Source organism: Mesomycoplasma sp. (genome assembly GCF_056854695.1).
Window position 1 is genome coordinate 1 of record NZ_JBXGGF010000007.1, and the last position, 17053, is coordinate 17053.

Sequence of the window (17053 nt, forward strand, 5' to 3'; positions counted from 1 at the left end):
TCTTTTTTTTTTTTTTTTTTTTTATAAAACTTTTTTTAAAATGAAATAATGAATACAAATATTTTATTATTTAAATTTATTAATTTATGATATTTTTAAGAAAAGACCTAAAAATACTTTTATTTTTTATTTTAAAATTAGTATAATTTAAATTAATAAACATGATTTATTTTATAAAAAACAAATTAATAAAAGGAAAAAAATATGAATAAATTTACTTGAGATTACCCTTATGTAATCAATTTTAACAAAAATAATAAAATTAACATTGTGTTTTGTCATGGCTTTAATTCGAATCATAATGTTTTTTGATCTGCTGTCTTAGATTTAAATGTTAATTATTTTTCATTTACTTTACCAGGATGTAATTTAACACCCGCAATGCCACACCAATTAAATATGGAGTACTATGCTTATGAGTTAGTGCGTTTTATTAAAGCACTCGATCTTAAAGATGTAATTTTAGTTGGTCATTCTATGGGAGCTGGTAATGCTGCATTAGTGTATAAATTAATCCCTGAGCTAATTAAAAAAATTGTCTTTATAGGACCGATGAACAAGGCGAATATGCCTTTGGCCCAGTTGTTTAAGGATAAATTTTTCCCAAAAACACCACAACAAATGTTAGATTTTATGACCATTTATGAATATGATAAAGAAAAATACAAGGATCCAAAATGACTTGAATGAGCAACAAGTACTTTTGATTATGAATATCACAATAATGACAACATTGTTGCTTTAGGAATGACATTACCTCAAGATTATATTATGAATAAAATTGATGAAGGATTAAAACAAGTAAGTTGTCCAGCATTATTGATTCTAGGCGAAAATGATGGAATTGTTTTAAAAGAAGAAAATATAGCTTATTATAAAAGTGTAATTCCTCATATTGAAATTGAGGTCATCCCAAGAACAGGTCATTTAATTTATACAGAAAATAAAGAGGATTTTGTTAAAGTTTTTGATAAATTTATTCGTTAATTTACTATTAAAAAACAAAATTAATCAATAAAAAACAAACTAAACTTAAACTAGTTATGAAAATTTCTATTTTAGATTATGGTATTGTAGACTATGACTCTAGTTTTCAACAAAGTCATCTCAATAGTGTAAAACTTGCAAAAATTTCTGAAAAACTAGGTTTTTCTAGTTTTTGACTTACGCAACATCATAGTGTTAAATCATTATGTATTTCTCAACCAACAATTTTGGCTACCAAAATTTTGGAAAACACTAACACAATTAAAGTGGGTTTTGCTGGATTTTTGGTACATTATAACCAACCTTTTGCTATAGCTGAAACGATTTCAACTTTTAACACCTTTTATCCAGAACGTTGCTATTATGGGTTAGCTTCAAATCATGGTACTCCACCTGGGCAAAAAGAGTTTAAAATAAATAATTTCAGTAAAAGAACATTTTATTCTAAAATTTCTCAAATAAAATCGATATTAATAAACAATAAAAGTCAAAATTTGGATTTAATACCTAAAAATACTCAAGAAAATCAATTATTTTTGTTAATAACTTCGGAAAAAACTGCTAAATATGCAGCAAAACATAAATATGGTTTAATTTATGGTTATTTTTTATTCCCAGATTTTGCTAATGCTAAAAAATGTATTGAAATTTATAGAAAAACCTATAAAAAATTACATAACTCAACTGGACGAGTTTCTTTTGCGATTTTCGTAAACTATCTAACAGATTTTAAACAAATCCAACAATACTTACAGATTATGGACACCTATCTTTTGGGTCGAAACTTTTTCAACGAATTTGAAACTATACCAAGTTTTAAACAAATTGAAAATTTAATATTTACTAAGGAAGAAATTGCCAGTTTTGCTTTTCATAGAAGTAAAATTATAGTTGGTGATACTGATAAAATTAAAGAACAAATCGATTATTTTAGTAATGAATTGAAATTAGAGGAGATGATGATTGTACCTTTTGGTCAAACTCATGCGAATCGAGTCTCAACTCTTGAAGAAATTGCTAAAATTTATAAATTAAAAAAATAAAAAAAGGATAACCTATGAAAAAAATTGCTAACTTTTTAATAATTGAAAAACATGATAATATTTTTACAATTTCAATGAGTGCGGAACTACAAGATGATGTAGGAACTGTAGGTTTTGTTCATTTTACAAATAAATCAAATGTGATAAAAAATGATGAGATACTTAAAATAGAAGCTTCTAAAACAGTTCTATCTATTAAAACACCTTTAGCTGGACAAGTGGTTGAAATCAATCGAGATGCAATTTCCAATCCAAAATTACTTAACTCTCCAGATTCTGGAAAAAATTGAATTATTAAATTAACTAGTGTAGATGAAAATGAATTCAATAGCTTGCCCAACTTCTAATTTAGATCAGTCTGCTCAGGAAATTTTAGATTTGTTAAATCAATCCGATGCAGTAGTTGTTGGAATTGGGGCAGGACTAACTAGCGCAGCAAATATTGGTTATTCTGGATCTAGATTTGAACAACATTTTGCTGATTTTATCAAAAAATATAATTTGCTAGATATGCTTCAAGCATCACTTTTTGACTACCCTAATTGGCAAACTTATTGAGCATTTCATAGCCGTTTTATTAAATTAAATTGTTTTGATTTACCAAAAAGTTCTCTGTTTTTAAATTTAAAAGAAATTCTTGACAAACATAATTATTTTATCATTACAACAAATTCTGATAATAGTTTACAAGTTAACGATTTTGATGAAAATAAAATTTTTTATATTCAAGGGAAATATGATTTGCTGCAATGTTCACAAATGTGCCTAAATAAATTGTATCAAAAGAATGATTTAATTAAAGATATGGTTGAAAATCAAAAGGATATGCTTGTTGATTCTGCTTTGATTCCCAAGTGTCCAAATTGTGATGCTTTTTTAGAAGTTAACAAAAGAATTGCTTTTAAGGGTATGGTGGAAGATGAAAATTTTTTCTTGCAAAAAGAAAAATATGAAAAATTTTTACAAGAAAATAAAGATAAAAAAGTTGTTTTTTTAGAAATTGGAGTAGGTTATACTACACCACAACTGATTAAATGACCTTTTTGACAAATGACAGTTGATAATCCTAAAGCTAAATATGTAGTTTTAAATTCAAAAAATTATCATTTATCAGAAAATATTAAACAACAAAGCAAAATATTTAATCAAGATATTGCACAATTGATTGAAAAAATGTGAAAGCTTAGAGGTTAAAATGATTTTAATTGAACCAATTAGAAATGGTGAGTGAATAAAAGATGGAGCTTATTTACTTGCGATACAATATTGAGCAATAAAGCAACTTGATCTAGATGAGACAATAGTTTTTCCATATATTTGTGATCCTCATGTTCAAATAGGTTATTTTCAAAATCCTGAATTAGAAGTAAATTTTGATTTTTTAGAATCAAATAATCTTCAAATTGTACGCCGTGATACAGGGGGAGGAGCTATTTATATTGATGATTTGGCAGCCAACTTTTGTTTTTCAGTACCTTATCAAAAACAACCATCATTACTTTCAAACTATGAGGAATTATATGCTCCTTTTGTAAAAATTTTGCAAGATTTAGGTGCTAAAAATGTCGGATTTAGCGGTAAAAACGATCTTGTCATTGATGGTAAAAAAGTCTCTGGTGCTGCTATGTCTTTGACAGGTAATAGAATTTATGCAGGTTTTTCACTATTATATGATATTGATTTTGATAGTTTGGAAAAATCTTTGAAACCTAATCGTAAAAAAATTGAAGCCAAAGGTATTACATCAGTCCGCCAACGGGTTGCTAAGTTAAAAGATTATTTCAAGCCAGAATTTGCTAATTTAAATGCTTTTGAATTTAAAGATTTAATTTTAAAAAAATTTTTACAAAATAATCTTCCTAAAGGTTTTAGAAAATACAAATTAACTGATCGTGATTGAAATCAAATTGATGAATTGGTTAAAGACAAGTATAAAAATTGAGATTGAACTTTTGGCACTAGTCCAGCATATTCTTATAATCGGGATGCTCGTTTAGACATTGGAACAATTAATTTTTCTTTTGAAATTGAAAACTTTAAAATTTCAAAAGTTAAAATTAGTGGTGATTTTTTTGTTAAAGAATCACTTGAAAATTTAGAGAAAACTTTGATTGGCTGCAAATTAGAACAAAAAGAACTGCAACAAGCGCTTGAAAAAATAAATTTGGAAAATTTATTTTTCACTAAAATCACAATACAACAAATTATTGATGTAATTTTGTCTTAATAAATTATGAATAAAAAAACTTTTAAACCTTTTTATTTAGGTAACCATTTTCTTGAAAATAGATTTGTAGCATGTCCAATTAATTTAAATTTAAGTCAAAAAGGGTTTGTAAATTTAGCTGATATAAATTTTGCAACTCGGCGTGCTCATTCTGCACCACTAACAATCACAGGTGGACTTTATGTTAGTGAAAATGGTAAACTTTTTGATTACGGAATTGCCATCAGTGATGATAAATTTATAGATGGTTTATCTAAATTAGCAAGCGCAATGAAACATAAAAAAAAACTTGCTGTTGCACAATTAATTCACGCAGGTTCTCATTCACTAGCTACATTAAACGAACTCGGACATACATATGGAGTTAGTGAAAATACCCTGGAATTCCCAAAACCCCACAATGTTTTAGAGTTAACTAAACCACAAATTTATCAAATTATTCAAGATTACAAAAGCGCTACTAAACGAGCCATTAAAGCGGGTTTTGATGGTGTGGAAATTTCTTGTGCTCAAAAACTGTTGCCGCAACAATTTTTTTCTTGTTTTTATAACAAAAGAAATGATGAATACGATTGTAGTTCTATAGAAAATCGATCTCGATTTATTTTAGAAATATTAGAAGGAGTTTCTAAAATAATTGAAGAATTTGCAACTTCAGATTTTATTTTAGGTTTTCGCTTCACACCTGAGGAAACTCGAGGTGATGATCTTGGTTATACTATTGAAGATTTTATTCAACTTTTTGAAATAATTTTTGCTAAAAAAATAAAATTATCTTATTTGGCAATTGCTAGTTGAGGTAGAAGTGTTTTTTTAAACAAAGTACGTTCTAAAGGCATTTATTACGATCAACTAATTTCTAAAGTTGTTTATGAATATTTAGACCGTAGAATTCCACTTATCATTAGCGGTTCTATCAATAATGCTGAAAAAATTAAACAAGCTAGTTTGCACGCTGACTTAATTGGTATTTCCTCAGCCTTTGTAGCAAATCCAGAATTTGCTTGAAATTTAGAAAAAGGTAAAACAGATATTGATTTGAGCATTACAGAAAATAAGTTGAAAGATTTATGCATCCCACCACAGGCTTTTCAAAATATTTTCAGTTATTTTACTTTTGGTAAGTCCTTACCTAATAAAGCTGAAGAAGTTTTGGCTAAAAATGCTCAAAGTGAAAAAGAAAATAAAAAAAACCTCAATTAAGAGGTTTTATTTTATAAAATTTATTCAATTAATAACAACCACCAAATTTCGAAACATCATCGAGTCTTTGTAATTCCTTGAATAACTATTTTTTAGTTTTAATCAATATCAAAATCAAAATCGTCAATATCTTTAAAGTCAAATTCTTCAATTTTAGTTGAAGTATCTAAACTATAATCTACTTTTTTTTCTTGGCTATAGTGTTTTTTACTTGCTATTAAACCAACTTTTATATCATTAGCTAGTTCGTTTTGTCTCAACAAACCAAATGAATAATTAATGTTTTTGTCATCATGAAATTTAGACTTAATTGAAGTTATAATTTCATTGATTTCAAATTGAGCGATTTCTTCAGAAGCACTTATTAAAATAAGCATTTCATTACAATCTTCTCACTCAGAGGCACTAGTCTTCTTTTCAAACAAGTCTTTTACTACTCTTTTAGAGCGACCATGTTTACTACTATCACCTGTTGCTAGTGCTTGACTTATATATAAGAATTTGCCGCTTGTAAGAACAGATTTCATAAGTGAAGGGTTAATTGGAATGACACAGTTGGGTAAAATTACTATATCAGTTATTACATCAACAATATCTTGAAGTTTGTTGTTTACATATTTATTTAAATCAACAAAACGAAATTCTTGATACATTTTTGAAATGTCCTCAAAAGATATTGTGACTATAGAATCAACTTTTTCGGTTATAAAATCAAGAGCTGCTTTACTATTTTCATGTTTAATTTTTGCTTCGATATCAGATGGGGTTGTTATCACTGCAACAACAATAATTCCTAATTCTTTCGCTATTTCTGCTAAAGCACAAACCGCTCCAGAACCAGTTGCTCCTCCAAGCCCACTTAATAAAAATAAAAACTTAACATTTGTGAGCTTAGATTTAATTTCATCCTTGTGGTCTAAAACCACTTGGTATGCTAAATTGCTATCATATCCAAAACCTTCACTATCTAAAATGATACTTTCATCAAAGTGAAATTGTTCTATCATCTCATTTTTGATATTAATGTAAAACTTTGAAAAATTACTCTGAGGCATTCTTTTTACAGTTTGCACTCCAAAACTACCTAATCCCATTAGCATAATTTCACTAAATTTTTCTTTCATTTTCATCCTTTAATTTTGTCAAAATTCGTAATTTAGCACTTTTAGATCTGGGGTTTGATTCAACTTCTTTAGAAGTTGGTCAAATAGTTTTAACTAAACAATAAGGTTCATCTTTGATAAAAAAAGGTGTTTTATTTTGATCAAGTAACTTTTTGAAACTAAACTTAACAAGTTTATCTTCAAGCGAATGAAATGTAATTACTGCAAACTTTCCGCCCGGCTTTAAAAATGAAAGGAAACAAAATAATAACGATTGCAAAGCATCTAGTTCGCCATTAACCGCAATTCGCAATGCTTGAAAAACATTTTTTACTAAATTTTTGCGAGCTAACAACATTGGAGATAAACAATTACGCACAATTTTTACAACTTCAAGTGTAGTATTTATAGGTCTATTGGAAATAATAGCTTTGGCGATTTTACGTGCTGGTTGAATTTCGCCATAATTAACTAAAATTTCAACTAATTGCTGCTCACTATAACTGTTGATAATTTGATGAGCATCAAGTGATTGGTTTTGATCCATTCGCATATCAATGCGAGAGTCAAAACGATAAGAAAAACCTCGTTCAGCATTGTCGATTTGTGGTGAACTAACACCTAAATCAGCAATAATACCATCAACTTTGCTAATTCCTAATTCATCCATGCGATTTTTAAAATTAGCAAAATCTGATCAAATAAAAATAACATTTTTTGAAATTGCAAGTAACTTGTTTTTGCTAGCTTCTATTGCTTGTTGATCTTTGTCAAAAACAATTAATTTACCAGAGGTTAATTTTTTTAAAATGGCGGCTGAGTGTCCACCTCGCCCGAGAGTGAGATCGACATAAATGCCATCTGGATTGATATCTAGCTGTTCAATTAGTTCATTAAGTAAAACTGGAATGTGCATATTATAATTCCACTCCTGATTCAATTAATTTCTCTTCTAATTTAGCAACATTTTCTTTATCAGTAAAAAAGCTATTAAAAGCTTCATAACGATGTTTGGGTCAGATTTCGATTTTTTTACCAACACCAACTAAATAAAGCTGTTTTTCGATAGCAGCTAGATCAAGAAGATTTTTAGGAATTAAAAAGCGACCTTGACTATCGAGAGTAACTTTAACTGTATTACCGAAAAAATATCTTGTAAAATCTCTAAAACTTTTTTCTAAAAAATTTTTTTGATTCAATTTTTCAGCAAGTGCATCAAAGTTAGGTTTACTACGTAATTCAAGAATTTGTTCTAAGTTAATTGATAAATAAAATTGTTCGCCAATTTTTTCACGAAAATTAGGTGGTAACACAATTCTATTCTTTTCATCTAAAATTCTTAAAATAGTACCAAACATATTCACTCTTTACCACTATCACCCACAATTATACACTTTTTTATTTTTTGTGCTCAAAAAAAGTTTTTTTTTTTTTTTTTTTGTAAACCTTATTTGTTTTATAAATAAAGAATTTAATGCCATAGATGTTTTTGATTTATTTATATAAAGTAGTTAAATTAATTAACTAATTAATTTGAAAATTTTTGTAATAAATAAATTAAATGATTAAAAATGCGCAAATAATCATTCAGGCTTGAAATTTACAAAATATAAATTCAATTAAGTCGAATAATTTGAGAATGTTTTTGTGATAATAAACTATAATTTATATTTATATAAAAAAGGCTTATAAAATAATTGATAAGTAGTTTGAAATGACAAAAATTAATAGATTTGTAGCAGACTATTTTTTTAAAACAGAAAAAATAGTCGCAAAAAACAACCCAAACAACATTGTTGTGTTGCAATTTTTTCAAAGAAAAGAATTTGCCGTTTTAGCAGGTATTAATGAGGCTTTAGAATTTTTAAAAAACAATACTGACACAAGCAAATATAAAATTTCGTTTTTACCTGAAGGTAGTTTTATATCTAGTAAAGAAGTTGTTTTGCAATTAGAAGGTCCATTACATGAATTTGGTATTTATGAAGGAATTATTGATGGTATTCTAGCTCGTTCTACTTCTATTGCCACTAATGCTTACGAATGTGTTAAAGCTGCAAAAAATAAAGAAGTTATTTATATGGCTGATAGAACAGACCACTATTTACTTCAAGAAATTGATGGTAAGGCTGCTCGTGTAGGCGGGATTAAAGTTTTTAGTTCTATTGCTCAAAATGGCAAAGAATTAATGTCTAATTTTGGTTCAATGCCTCATGCTTTGATACAAAATTTTTCTGGTGATATAGTTGCTACATGTAAAGTTTATTATCAAATGTACCCCCAAGATCAATTAATAGCACTTGTTGATTTTAATAATGATGTTATTACTGATTCACTCAAAGTTTTAGCTGAATTTGGTAATAACCTTTATGGTGTGCGAGTAGACACATCTACAAACATTGCTGACAAATCATTTTCTAATCCCAAAGCAGAAGATTTTGGGGTGAGTGTAAATTTGATTAAAAATTTACGTTTAGCATTGGATCAAAATAATGGCACACATGTAAAAATTATTGTTTCATCTGGTTTTGATGCTGAAAAAATAGCTTATTTTGAATCTCAACAAACTCCCGTTGATAGTTATGGTGTTGGTGAATTTATGACTAAAATAAGTTATAATTTTAGTGCCGATGCAACAATGCTAAATGGCACTAAAATAGCAAAATTTGGTCGTTATTATCAGGAAAATAAACGATTAATTAATTGAGAAAATGACAAAAGTATTAAATAATTTAGGTTATAATCCTGATTTAAAAATTTGGCAAGACAAAACGATGTTCAACTACTCAGTTGACACTATTTTGCTTGGTAATTTTATTGATCTAGGTAAAAAAATTAAACGCGCTTGTGAAGTTGGTGCTAACAATGGTGCTTTATCTATTTTTGTAGCTCATAGAGACTCGAATTTAAAAATAGATGCTATTGAAATTAATAAAAGAGCTATTGATCTAATAAAAGAAAATGTTTTTTTAAATAACAAACAAGACCAAATAAATGTTATCGAAGCTGATTTTAAAGATTTCTGAAAACAACACAATTCTAATGTTGGTGCTAAATATCATTTAGTTTTTGCTAATCCTCCTTATTACAAAATGGGGACAAAAATTATTAAAAATGTTAGTGAAGAACTCAAAAGGGCGATTTATGAAGTTGACCTAACACTCGAACAACTCATCATTGGTGCTAGTAAAATTTTGGAGCAAAAAGGAAGATTTGTTGTAGTATTACCAATTGAACGCTATGTTGATTTGTTAGAATTGCTTAGACTTTACAAGTTTGAACCTAAAAAAACTCAATTTGTTGCGCCTCGCCTTGGTGAAGCGCCTAAATTTGTGTTAGTTCAAGCTGAGTTTGCAAGTTCGTGGGGCGGTCATTATCTTCCCACTTTATATTTGCACCCCAAAAATAAAACTAAACACATATATCGAAAAGAAATTCAAAAACTTTATATTTGTAAAAAGGTAAAAAATGGCTAAAAAATTTTATATAACTACTCCAATTTATTATGCTTCTGGTAACCTTCACATTGGACACCTCTACACAACTACCATTGCGTGAGTAATTAGGAATTATAAACGTTTGCAAGGTTATGATGCTAAAATGCTTACAGGTTCTGATGAGCATGGGCAAAAAATTGCTCAAAGTGCTGCTAAAGCAGGTCTTGATCCACAAACTTTTGTGGATCAAACATCAGCAAAGTTTGTTGATTTGTGAAAGAAATTTGATATTGATTATGACTTTTTTATTCGCACAACTAATGAACCTCACAAAAAATTTGTAAAGCAAATTTTTAACAAATTAGTTGAAAAAGGTTACATTTATAAAGACTTTTATCGTGGCCTTTATTCAGTTAGTGATGAGGAATTTTTAACCTCAAAGCAAGCTATTTTTAAGGATGATTCTTATTATCACCCAGTTAGTGGTGCAAAAGTCGAAGAGATTGAAGAAGAATCATACTTTTTTGATATGCAAAAAATGCAAGATTGATTAGTTGATTTTTGAACCAAACACCCTAATTTTATTAGCGAAGACAAAATTAAAAATGAATTAATTAAAAATTTTATTGAAAAAGGTCTTGAAAATCTGTCTGTTACTAGAACTCGGCAAAGTTGAGGTATTGTAACTGATATCGACCCTAGACATGTCGTTTATGTTTGATTAGATGCTTTATTTAATTATGTAAGTGCATTAAATATAGTTGAAAATGATCCAAATAATAGTTATTGAGTTGAAAGCGAACAAATTGTTCATGTTGTGGGGAAAGAAATAACTCGTTTCCATTGCATTTACTGACCAATTTTTTTAAAAGCACTTGATTTCAAATTACCAACTAACATTATTACTCATGGTTGATTAGTTACGAGTGAAGGGAAAATGTCTAAATCTAAGGGCAATGTAATAGATCCATTAGATATTTTATCTAGATATGATTCTGAAGTGATTAAGCTATTTTTTGCAACTCAAATACCTTTAGGCCAAGATGGTATTTTTGATGAAACCAATCTAACCCTTTTCTACAATGCTACTTTAGCTAATAATTTTGGAAATTTAATTAGTAGAACAGTTGCTCTTGTAGATAAAAATCAAGAATGCAATTTAGTTTTTAATAGCAATGTTTTAGAACAAATAGATAAAAATATTTATAGTGAAATTGAAAAATCACAAAAAGAGTATAGTCAGTTATTTGATAATTTAGAGGTTGACAAAGCTTTGAAAGTAGCTATTAATCTAGGTAAATCCTTAAATCTTTATATTGATTTAGCAAAGCCGTGAGCTTGTGAGGATAAAGTGAGACTTAACACTATTTTAGTTGCCCTTTTAAATGGAATTTATGCAACAAATGTGATGTTTAGCGTTGTAATGCCAAAAGTTAGTCAAAAAGTAGCTGAAACTTTAGCTAATTTAGATATAAATCTCAATTTTATTCTTGATTTTAATAAATTTGCAAATCAAAAAATAATAAAATCATCTGTTATTTTTCCAAGAATTACATTATAATTTTTTCTTTTTTTTGTAAAATAAAAGGTATTTTTAAATATGAAAATATACAAAATTAAGAAAAAAAATAAAAAAAAACTTGCCTTAATTTGTTTTAGTATAGTTATAGGTTCTATAGTAATTTCTACTTCTGTAGGGATTTCTAGTTCTTTAAAAGATAAGGTTATCCAACCTAGCCAATTAGATGAACAAATTAAAAACATAGCAAGTAAAATCAAGCCTAACAAAAGTATTTTATTTAGCTTTCAACAAAGCGATCAAGTTACTCAAAATCAGGATAAAAATTTAAAAAAGGCAGTCGTTTCAACAGCCTTGCAATTTGTTTCATTGAATGATTTTTTAAATAATGTAAATAGACAAATAACTTCTAATGAAACCAAGAAATATTTAGAAAATTTTTTAAATTTTAATGAAATATTATTTGAACTCAATACTAAAATTGGTCCTAAAGTAGCTGAAAATTGTGATTTTAAATTAGTTAGAAATCCTAACAATCAAAATCAATGGATAACCAACACCAATAATAATCTATATTTTTTTATTCAAAATCAATCTAAATCAACAGATGGAAAAGGTGGTGAATCTGAAATAATCGCAGTTCCACTCAATATAGTTGGTTTATTTGGTAAGACTAATTTTGATAACTCTTTTAGTTTTTCAAATCTTAAAGAAAATGATTTTTTTAAGCAAGGTTTTAAAGATTCATTGCCACAACAAAAATTAAATATTAATTCAATTAGAAGACTATGGTGACAACAGTGAGAAAAACGTTCAACATCTAATAGCTTAAAAAATTCTAAATTAGATCTATCATTGATATCAGCTTTTGATTTTTTGCATATTTTTAAAAGTACTTTTTTTGTTAGTAAAAAAGACAAAGATGACTATTTATTATCAATAATTTCTAATAGTTTAAAAAAACCTTTGATTAAGCAACTTAATTTTATAAATGCGAATTTAAATGACATTACTAAAGAAAATTTGGATAAATTTTTTGAAATTAATTTCAAATTAGATTCAGACACACTAAGAATTTATTTTGATGCTAATGAAAATAAACCCTACTTAAAAGTGGATGGATTAGTTGAAATTAAAACTAAATTTATCGATGTTTCAACTATCAAAAAAATTGAAATAAAAATTAATAATATGAATTTTTCAAAAAGTTCACAAGATAGCGAGTCCACAGAACCTAATGGTATTTATTATTGATTATCATCTAAATATAGATACGATTCAGATAAAATCGAACCTTTTGAATCAACATCATCAAACTCTATTGGAATAAATAATTTAAAAAATTTGATAGAGAAACAAAGATATAACCAAGTAATTGATATGTTGAAAAAACCAGATATTTATGGACTTCGACTTAATGATGAGCAAAAATTACAAGCTATTTCAAGAGATTTTAGAAATATTCCAATTGAAACATTTCTAGCTAATTCTAGGATAAATCAAAAGGATAGTGAAGAAAATAAAGTTATCAATATTGAAACCAAATTATTTAAAAATAATTTAGATGTACCACGTTTTTTGTTTAACCTTGCAAATCAAGGTATTTACAATGTGGCAATTTATTTTTTAAGTATTTTAAAAGAAGCGGGGCTCATTAGCAAAGATACAACATTTTTTAATAATGAATCAAAAAAAATATTTGAAGAATTAAGCAAAATTAGTTTTATAGATCCAAAAAAAGCCGATTCAACTAGTAAATCTGAGTTCAACTTATTTAGTTTTAACAATGATTATTTAGATACAACTTTTAATTTAAACAAAAATAATTTGAATGATGGGATTTTTTATTTATCTACTTTGTACATCCCTTTTGATTTAGCTGCAATTAAAAATGATTTTGCAACAAAAGAGTCTAATGAAATTTTGTACAAAATAGCAACATTCGAGGCAAATAATGAAAATGCGGACAATAAATCAGATTTTTACTATAATCTTCAACCTTATTATAAAAAAGATAAAAGCAAACAAATTCCAATTCAAAATTTAGCAGATTTACTTTTGGCATTTTATGCTAAACTAAGATTTTTAGCAAATTCAAACTTTGGTTTTCCACTATTAAAACTTGGAAACCATCTTGGTTATCAAATTATTTTTAAAAGCTCAGCAATAGATTCAGGTCAGGTTAAGACTACTGAAAACGAGTTAGAATCAAAAAAACCGGAAATATACTATCAATATCATTTTGGTTTTTTAAAAAATGGAAAAATATCTTATGAACTTTTTAAAACTGCATTTCGACCTTTGAATAATATTAAGTTTTATGATGATCAAATAAAAGATATTTCAGATGAAAAACAACAAAATATTTTGAATTTAAACAAAATTGCTCTTGAAACACCTAGTGCTTTTCAAAGGATAAGTGTTACAAACAGCGATTTTAATCATTTAGATGATTTGGTCACTAAATTATCAATGCAACAATTGTTAAAACGAATAGGTTTGTCTAATTTATTAGATTATTACAAGACTATTGATCCAACTATTTCATTGACATCCAATCCTTTATCTCAGGACGACTTGGACCTTTCTGATGACACGAACCACTCATCAAAACTAAGTCAAAAAAATACTAAGTTTTTACAATTATGATTAGAGAGAGGCGAAGACATTTCTTCTGTTCCGTTGGTTATTTATGTATATAATTTGGGGTTGAATTAAAGTGATTATTAAAAAAATTAAAAAATTAAATTATAAGCATTGATCGTTTGTAGGTTTGGTATCGGCTAGTATTGTTAGTGTTATTCTATCTTTTACGATAACAGCTTCAAAGAACGTGGTAGAAGAATCAAATATAAAATCCAAAGTAGATTTTATTAGTCAAAATGACTTGAAAGTGCAAAAAGAAAAGTACAACATAGACAAAATTGAATTCGAAAAATTGGCAGAAAATTTACATTTAAAAGCAATGTTTTTAAACTCTATTTCAGCACATCAACTTCTAGAATATCACGCTAATGAAACTGCATTGAATTTATTAAATGAACTAGTTGATTTTTCTAATTTTGAAAAACGTTGACCAAATTACTATTTTTATTTAAAAATTAATAAAGAATTAGTTGTATCTAAAACTGGTTATGAAATTAATGGTTTGTCTTTAATTGCTTCAAATATAAATGGCGAAATTATTTTAGAAACAACCACAAAAGTTAAAGGGTTTTCTACTGATAAAGTTTTAGAAAATGTAAATATTGCAAAAACACCTAGTAAAGCAAAATCTTTAATTTATGTAACAGGGAAATCCAAACTAGCTTTTCCAAATCCTAAAATTGCCGCAATTACTTTGCAATATTTGTTTGATTCTTACAATAAATTAAATAGCAAAAAACAATCTCAAAACAATATTACTCAAACATTAGAATCTAATGATAGCAACTTAAATGTGGTCAATAAAAACAATGAAAATCAAGCATTGGCATTTAAGCAAGCAATTACTGATATTGGCACAATTATGCTTTTTGATGAAAAAGGTAATTTGTTTAATTTAGATAAAAACAAACTAATGATTCCTAAATTGGATGATGGAGGGCGCTTAATTTTTAAAGCGTTAAAAGATGATAAAATTGCACTTGCAAGCCAGATTATTGGCAAACAAACTAACCAACTTCTTTTTGAATTGGACTTACCATTAATATTCTCTCAATCTCTTGTTGCAAATAATTTACAGATAATTCGTGCTAATTTGAAAGATTATAAAATCAATACTCAATTGGTTAAAACAGTTCAAGATTTAGGTTTTAATAATTTATCAGAAATAATTAATGCAAATGTTATTTCTAAATCATTGATGGAAAAACCTTTTTTCGAAAACAAAAATATAAATGAGATTAAATCATTTAATTTTTGATTTAAAAATAATCGAACCAATGATTCACAAAAAACACAAAATCCTTTAAAAATTAGTTATTTTTTTACAAATCCTGTTGGAATTTTAAAAAATAATATTTTATTAAATGCTGTCTTTGATTTTAGTGTAGAAGGTAAAAATATAAAAATTCCTGAAGGAATTTCCTTCGATGTAGGTTCTAGTGAAACAATCACATCGCAAGCTATAGCTAATTTTAACTTCTCTAATTACAAGGGTTCATTAACTACAACTCTAGATGAAAAAGATGTTGAATTAATAAGTGAAATTCAAGAAATTAAAAAAGAAATTAAACCAATTTTTTTAGACACAAATTCTCGTGTTTTTGCGAATCAAATCGATGATGCCTTCAAACTAATAAAAACACAACTTACTTCAAAAAATATAGATAATTTAATGTTGCCATTAACTTTTTTATTAAATCAAGCAAGTCGAAAATCAAAAATTTCTAATCAATTAGCAGGGGATTATTTAAAAAATATTTTTAGTAAAATAACTAATTTGATCACAAGGAAGGTTAAAATAAAAATACAAAATATATTTGCAAAAAAATATCAAATTAATTTACAAATTAGTAATGCAGGACAATTGATTGACACAATTGAATTAGAAATTAATGATGTATTACCCACAAATCAAGCTTTTGATGCAGCCATAAGCTTAGCACCAGATGTTTTTATAGATCAAAACTCAATTAATGTTATTGATAATAAAGTTGTTTCTTTTGATAATTTAGCAAGTTTACAACCAGCTTATTTTAGTAATAAATTAAATGACAAAATTACTAAAACCGCAAATGGTATTAATCTTACATCAGAACTAACTATCAAATCAGACAACCTTAAGGTAGAACAAGAAAATCAAATTATTCATAATGGAGCAATTTATTTAGCTTTTAAACCTAGCAGTTTGCCAACAAATCCAGATGAAAGGCTTTATTTATTAGGATCGGGTGATAATGTAAAAGATAATTCTATTAATGTTTTTATTCAAAAAATACCAGCAAATAGTCAAGATATTGGTCAAAAAGTAAGTTTGGAAGATAGTTATTATATAGGATTGGAGTATTTGGATAAAAAAGAAAATTCTTCATCTAAAAAAGTTATTAAAGCACTTTATAGTATGCCAAATGTAGTTTTAAACAAAAAAAATAGCGATCTTAATTTACCAGATTCTAGTCTTGAATACAACTATAAAGGAACTGAATCTTTAACAGATTATTTTAAAAATCCTGATGCAACATTGTTGCTTGAAATACTTTTGTTCAAAAATGATATGAGAGTTAATTTGTGAACATCTGATTCAAAAGATTTTTTAAACAATTACATTTCTAGCAAAATTAATTGAAATTTACCTATAGATTCAAATAAGGATTTAAAAGAAAAGATAATACCTAAAAGCCAATCAAATCAAAAATTAATACCAAACTATGGTGTTGACATTAGCACAATTGCTTATAAATCTCAATCTTTAGAAAGAATGAAATCATTTATTAGTTTGAAAGGTTTGGCCATTTTTAACAACAATTCTCAACAAAACAATTTTGAAAATCTAGCCAATAGATTAAAAGTAATTCAAGGGTTTATTAATCAATATTTTGATTAAAAGTATA

At 26.9% G+C, this 17053-nt stretch carries 14 protein-coding genes; 11 read left to right on the top strand and 3 right to left on the bottom strand.

Annotated features, from left to right (window positions below):
- Positions 1 to 204: 204 nt before the first annotated feature.
- Genes ACJHWB_RS01670 through ACJHWB_RS01695 form a run of 6 tightly spaced genes read left to right on the top strand, consistent with a single transcriptional unit; the run spans position 205 to position 5460 of the window.
- The gene (locus tag ACJHWB_RS01670; RefSeq protein WP_483132775.1) at positions 205 to 987 is read left to right on the top strand and encodes an alpha/beta fold hydrolase; all 783 of its coding nucleotides are present in this window, start codon (positions 205 to 207) and stop codon (positions 985 to 987) included.
- Positions 988 to 1043: 56 nt separating this feature from the next.
- A complete protein-coding gene (locus ACJHWB_RS01675) occupies positions 1044 to 2030 on the top strand; it encodes an MsnO8 family LLM class oxidoreductase (RefSeq protein WP_483132776.1) in 987 nt (328 codons plus the stop codon).
- Positions 2031 to 2044: 14 nt separating this feature from the next.
- Positions 2045 to 2377, top strand: coding sequence for a glycine cleavage system H family protein (locus ACJHWB_RS01680; RefSeq protein ID WP_483132777.1), 333 nt, complete (start codon positions 2045 to 2047; stop codon positions 2375 to 2377).
- A complete protein-coding gene (locus tag ACJHWB_RS01685) occupies positions 2349 to 3224 on the top strand; it encodes an SIR2 family NAD-dependent protein deacylase (protein WP_483132816.1) in 876 nt (291 codons plus the stop codon). The genes ACJHWB_RS01680 and ACJHWB_RS01685 overlap by 29 nt, the downstream gene beginning before the upstream one ends.
- A gap of 1 nt (position 3225) precedes the next feature.
- Positions 3226 to 4257, top strand: a complete 1032-nt coding sequence (lplA, locus tag ACJHWB_RS01690; protein ID WP_483132778.1) for a lipoate--protein ligase — start codon at positions 3226 to 3228, stop codon at positions 4255 to 4257.
- A 6-nt stretch (positions 4258 to 4263) separates the two neighbouring features.
- Positions 4264 to 5460 (top strand): oxidoreductase, encoded by a 1197-nt coding sequence (locus ACJHWB_RS01695; protein ID WP_483132779.1) that lies wholly within the window; start codon positions 4264 to 4266, stop codon positions 5458 to 5460.
- 98 nt (positions 5461 to 5558) lie between these two features.
- On the opposite strand, the gene ACJHWB_RS01700 is transcribed toward ACJHWB_RS01695, so the two are convergent.
- Genes ACJHWB_RS01700 through ACJHWB_RS01710 form a run of 3 tightly spaced genes read right to left on the bottom strand, consistent with a single transcriptional unit; the run spans position 5559 to position 7921 of the window.
- Positions 5559 to 6584, bottom strand: coding sequence for an FtsZ/tubulin family protein (locus ACJHWB_RS01700; RefSeq protein WP_483132780.1), 1026 nt, complete (start codon positions 6582 to 6584; stop codon positions 5559 to 5561).
- Positions 6568 to 7479, bottom strand: coding sequence for a 16S rRNA (cytosine(1402)-N(4))-methyltransferase RsmH (gene rsmH / locus ACJHWB_RS01705; protein ID WP_483132781.1), 912 nt, complete (start codon positions 7477 to 7479; stop codon positions 6568 to 6570). The genes ACJHWB_RS01700 and rsmH overlap by 17 nt, the downstream gene beginning before the upstream one ends.
- Position 7480: 1 nt before the next feature.
- Entirely contained in the window at positions 7481 to 7921 is a 441-nt protein-coding gene (locus ACJHWB_RS01710) for a division/cell wall cluster transcriptional repressor MraZ (protein ID WP_483132782.1), read from the bottom strand.
- 356 nt (positions 7922 to 8277) lie between these two features.
- Here ACJHWB_RS01710 and ACJHWB_RS01715 point away from each other — a divergent pair, with 356 nt between their 5' ends.
- From ACJHWB_RS01715 to ACJHWB_RS01735, 5 genes are read left to right on the top strand one after another with little or no spacing between them, the layout of a single operon-like run.
- Entirely contained in the window at positions 8278 to 9294 is a 1017-nt protein-coding gene (locus ACJHWB_RS01715) for a nicotinate phosphoribosyltransferase (protein WP_483132783.1), read from the top strand.
- The gene (locus tag ACJHWB_RS01720; RefSeq protein WP_483132784.1) at positions 9275 to 10039 is read left to right on the top strand and encodes a tRNA1(Val) (adenine(37)-N6)-methyltransferase; all 765 of its coding nucleotides are present in this window, start codon (positions 9275 to 9277) and stop codon (positions 10037 to 10039) included. The genes ACJHWB_RS01715 and ACJHWB_RS01720 overlap by 20 nt, the downstream gene beginning before the upstream one ends.
- Positions 10032 to 11561, top strand: a complete 1530-nt coding sequence (gene metG, locus ACJHWB_RS01725; RefSeq protein ID WP_483132785.1) for a methionine--tRNA ligase — start codon at positions 10032 to 10034, stop codon at positions 11559 to 11561. The genes ACJHWB_RS01720 and metG overlap by 8 nt, the downstream gene beginning before the upstream one ends.
- 39 nt (positions 11562 to 11600) lie before the next feature.
- On the top strand, positions 11601 to 14237 hold the full coding sequence (locus ACJHWB_RS01730) for a hypothetical protein (protein WP_483132786.1): 2637 nt from the start codon (positions 11601 to 11603) through the stop codon (positions 14235 to 14237).
- Entirely contained in the window at positions 14212 to 17046 is a 2835-nt protein-coding gene (locus ACJHWB_RS01735) for a P110/LppT family adhesin N-terminal domain (RefSeq protein WP_483132787.1), read from the top strand. The genes ACJHWB_RS01730 and ACJHWB_RS01735 overlap by 26 nt, the downstream gene beginning before the upstream one ends.
- Positions 17047 to 17053: the final 7 nt, after the last annotated feature.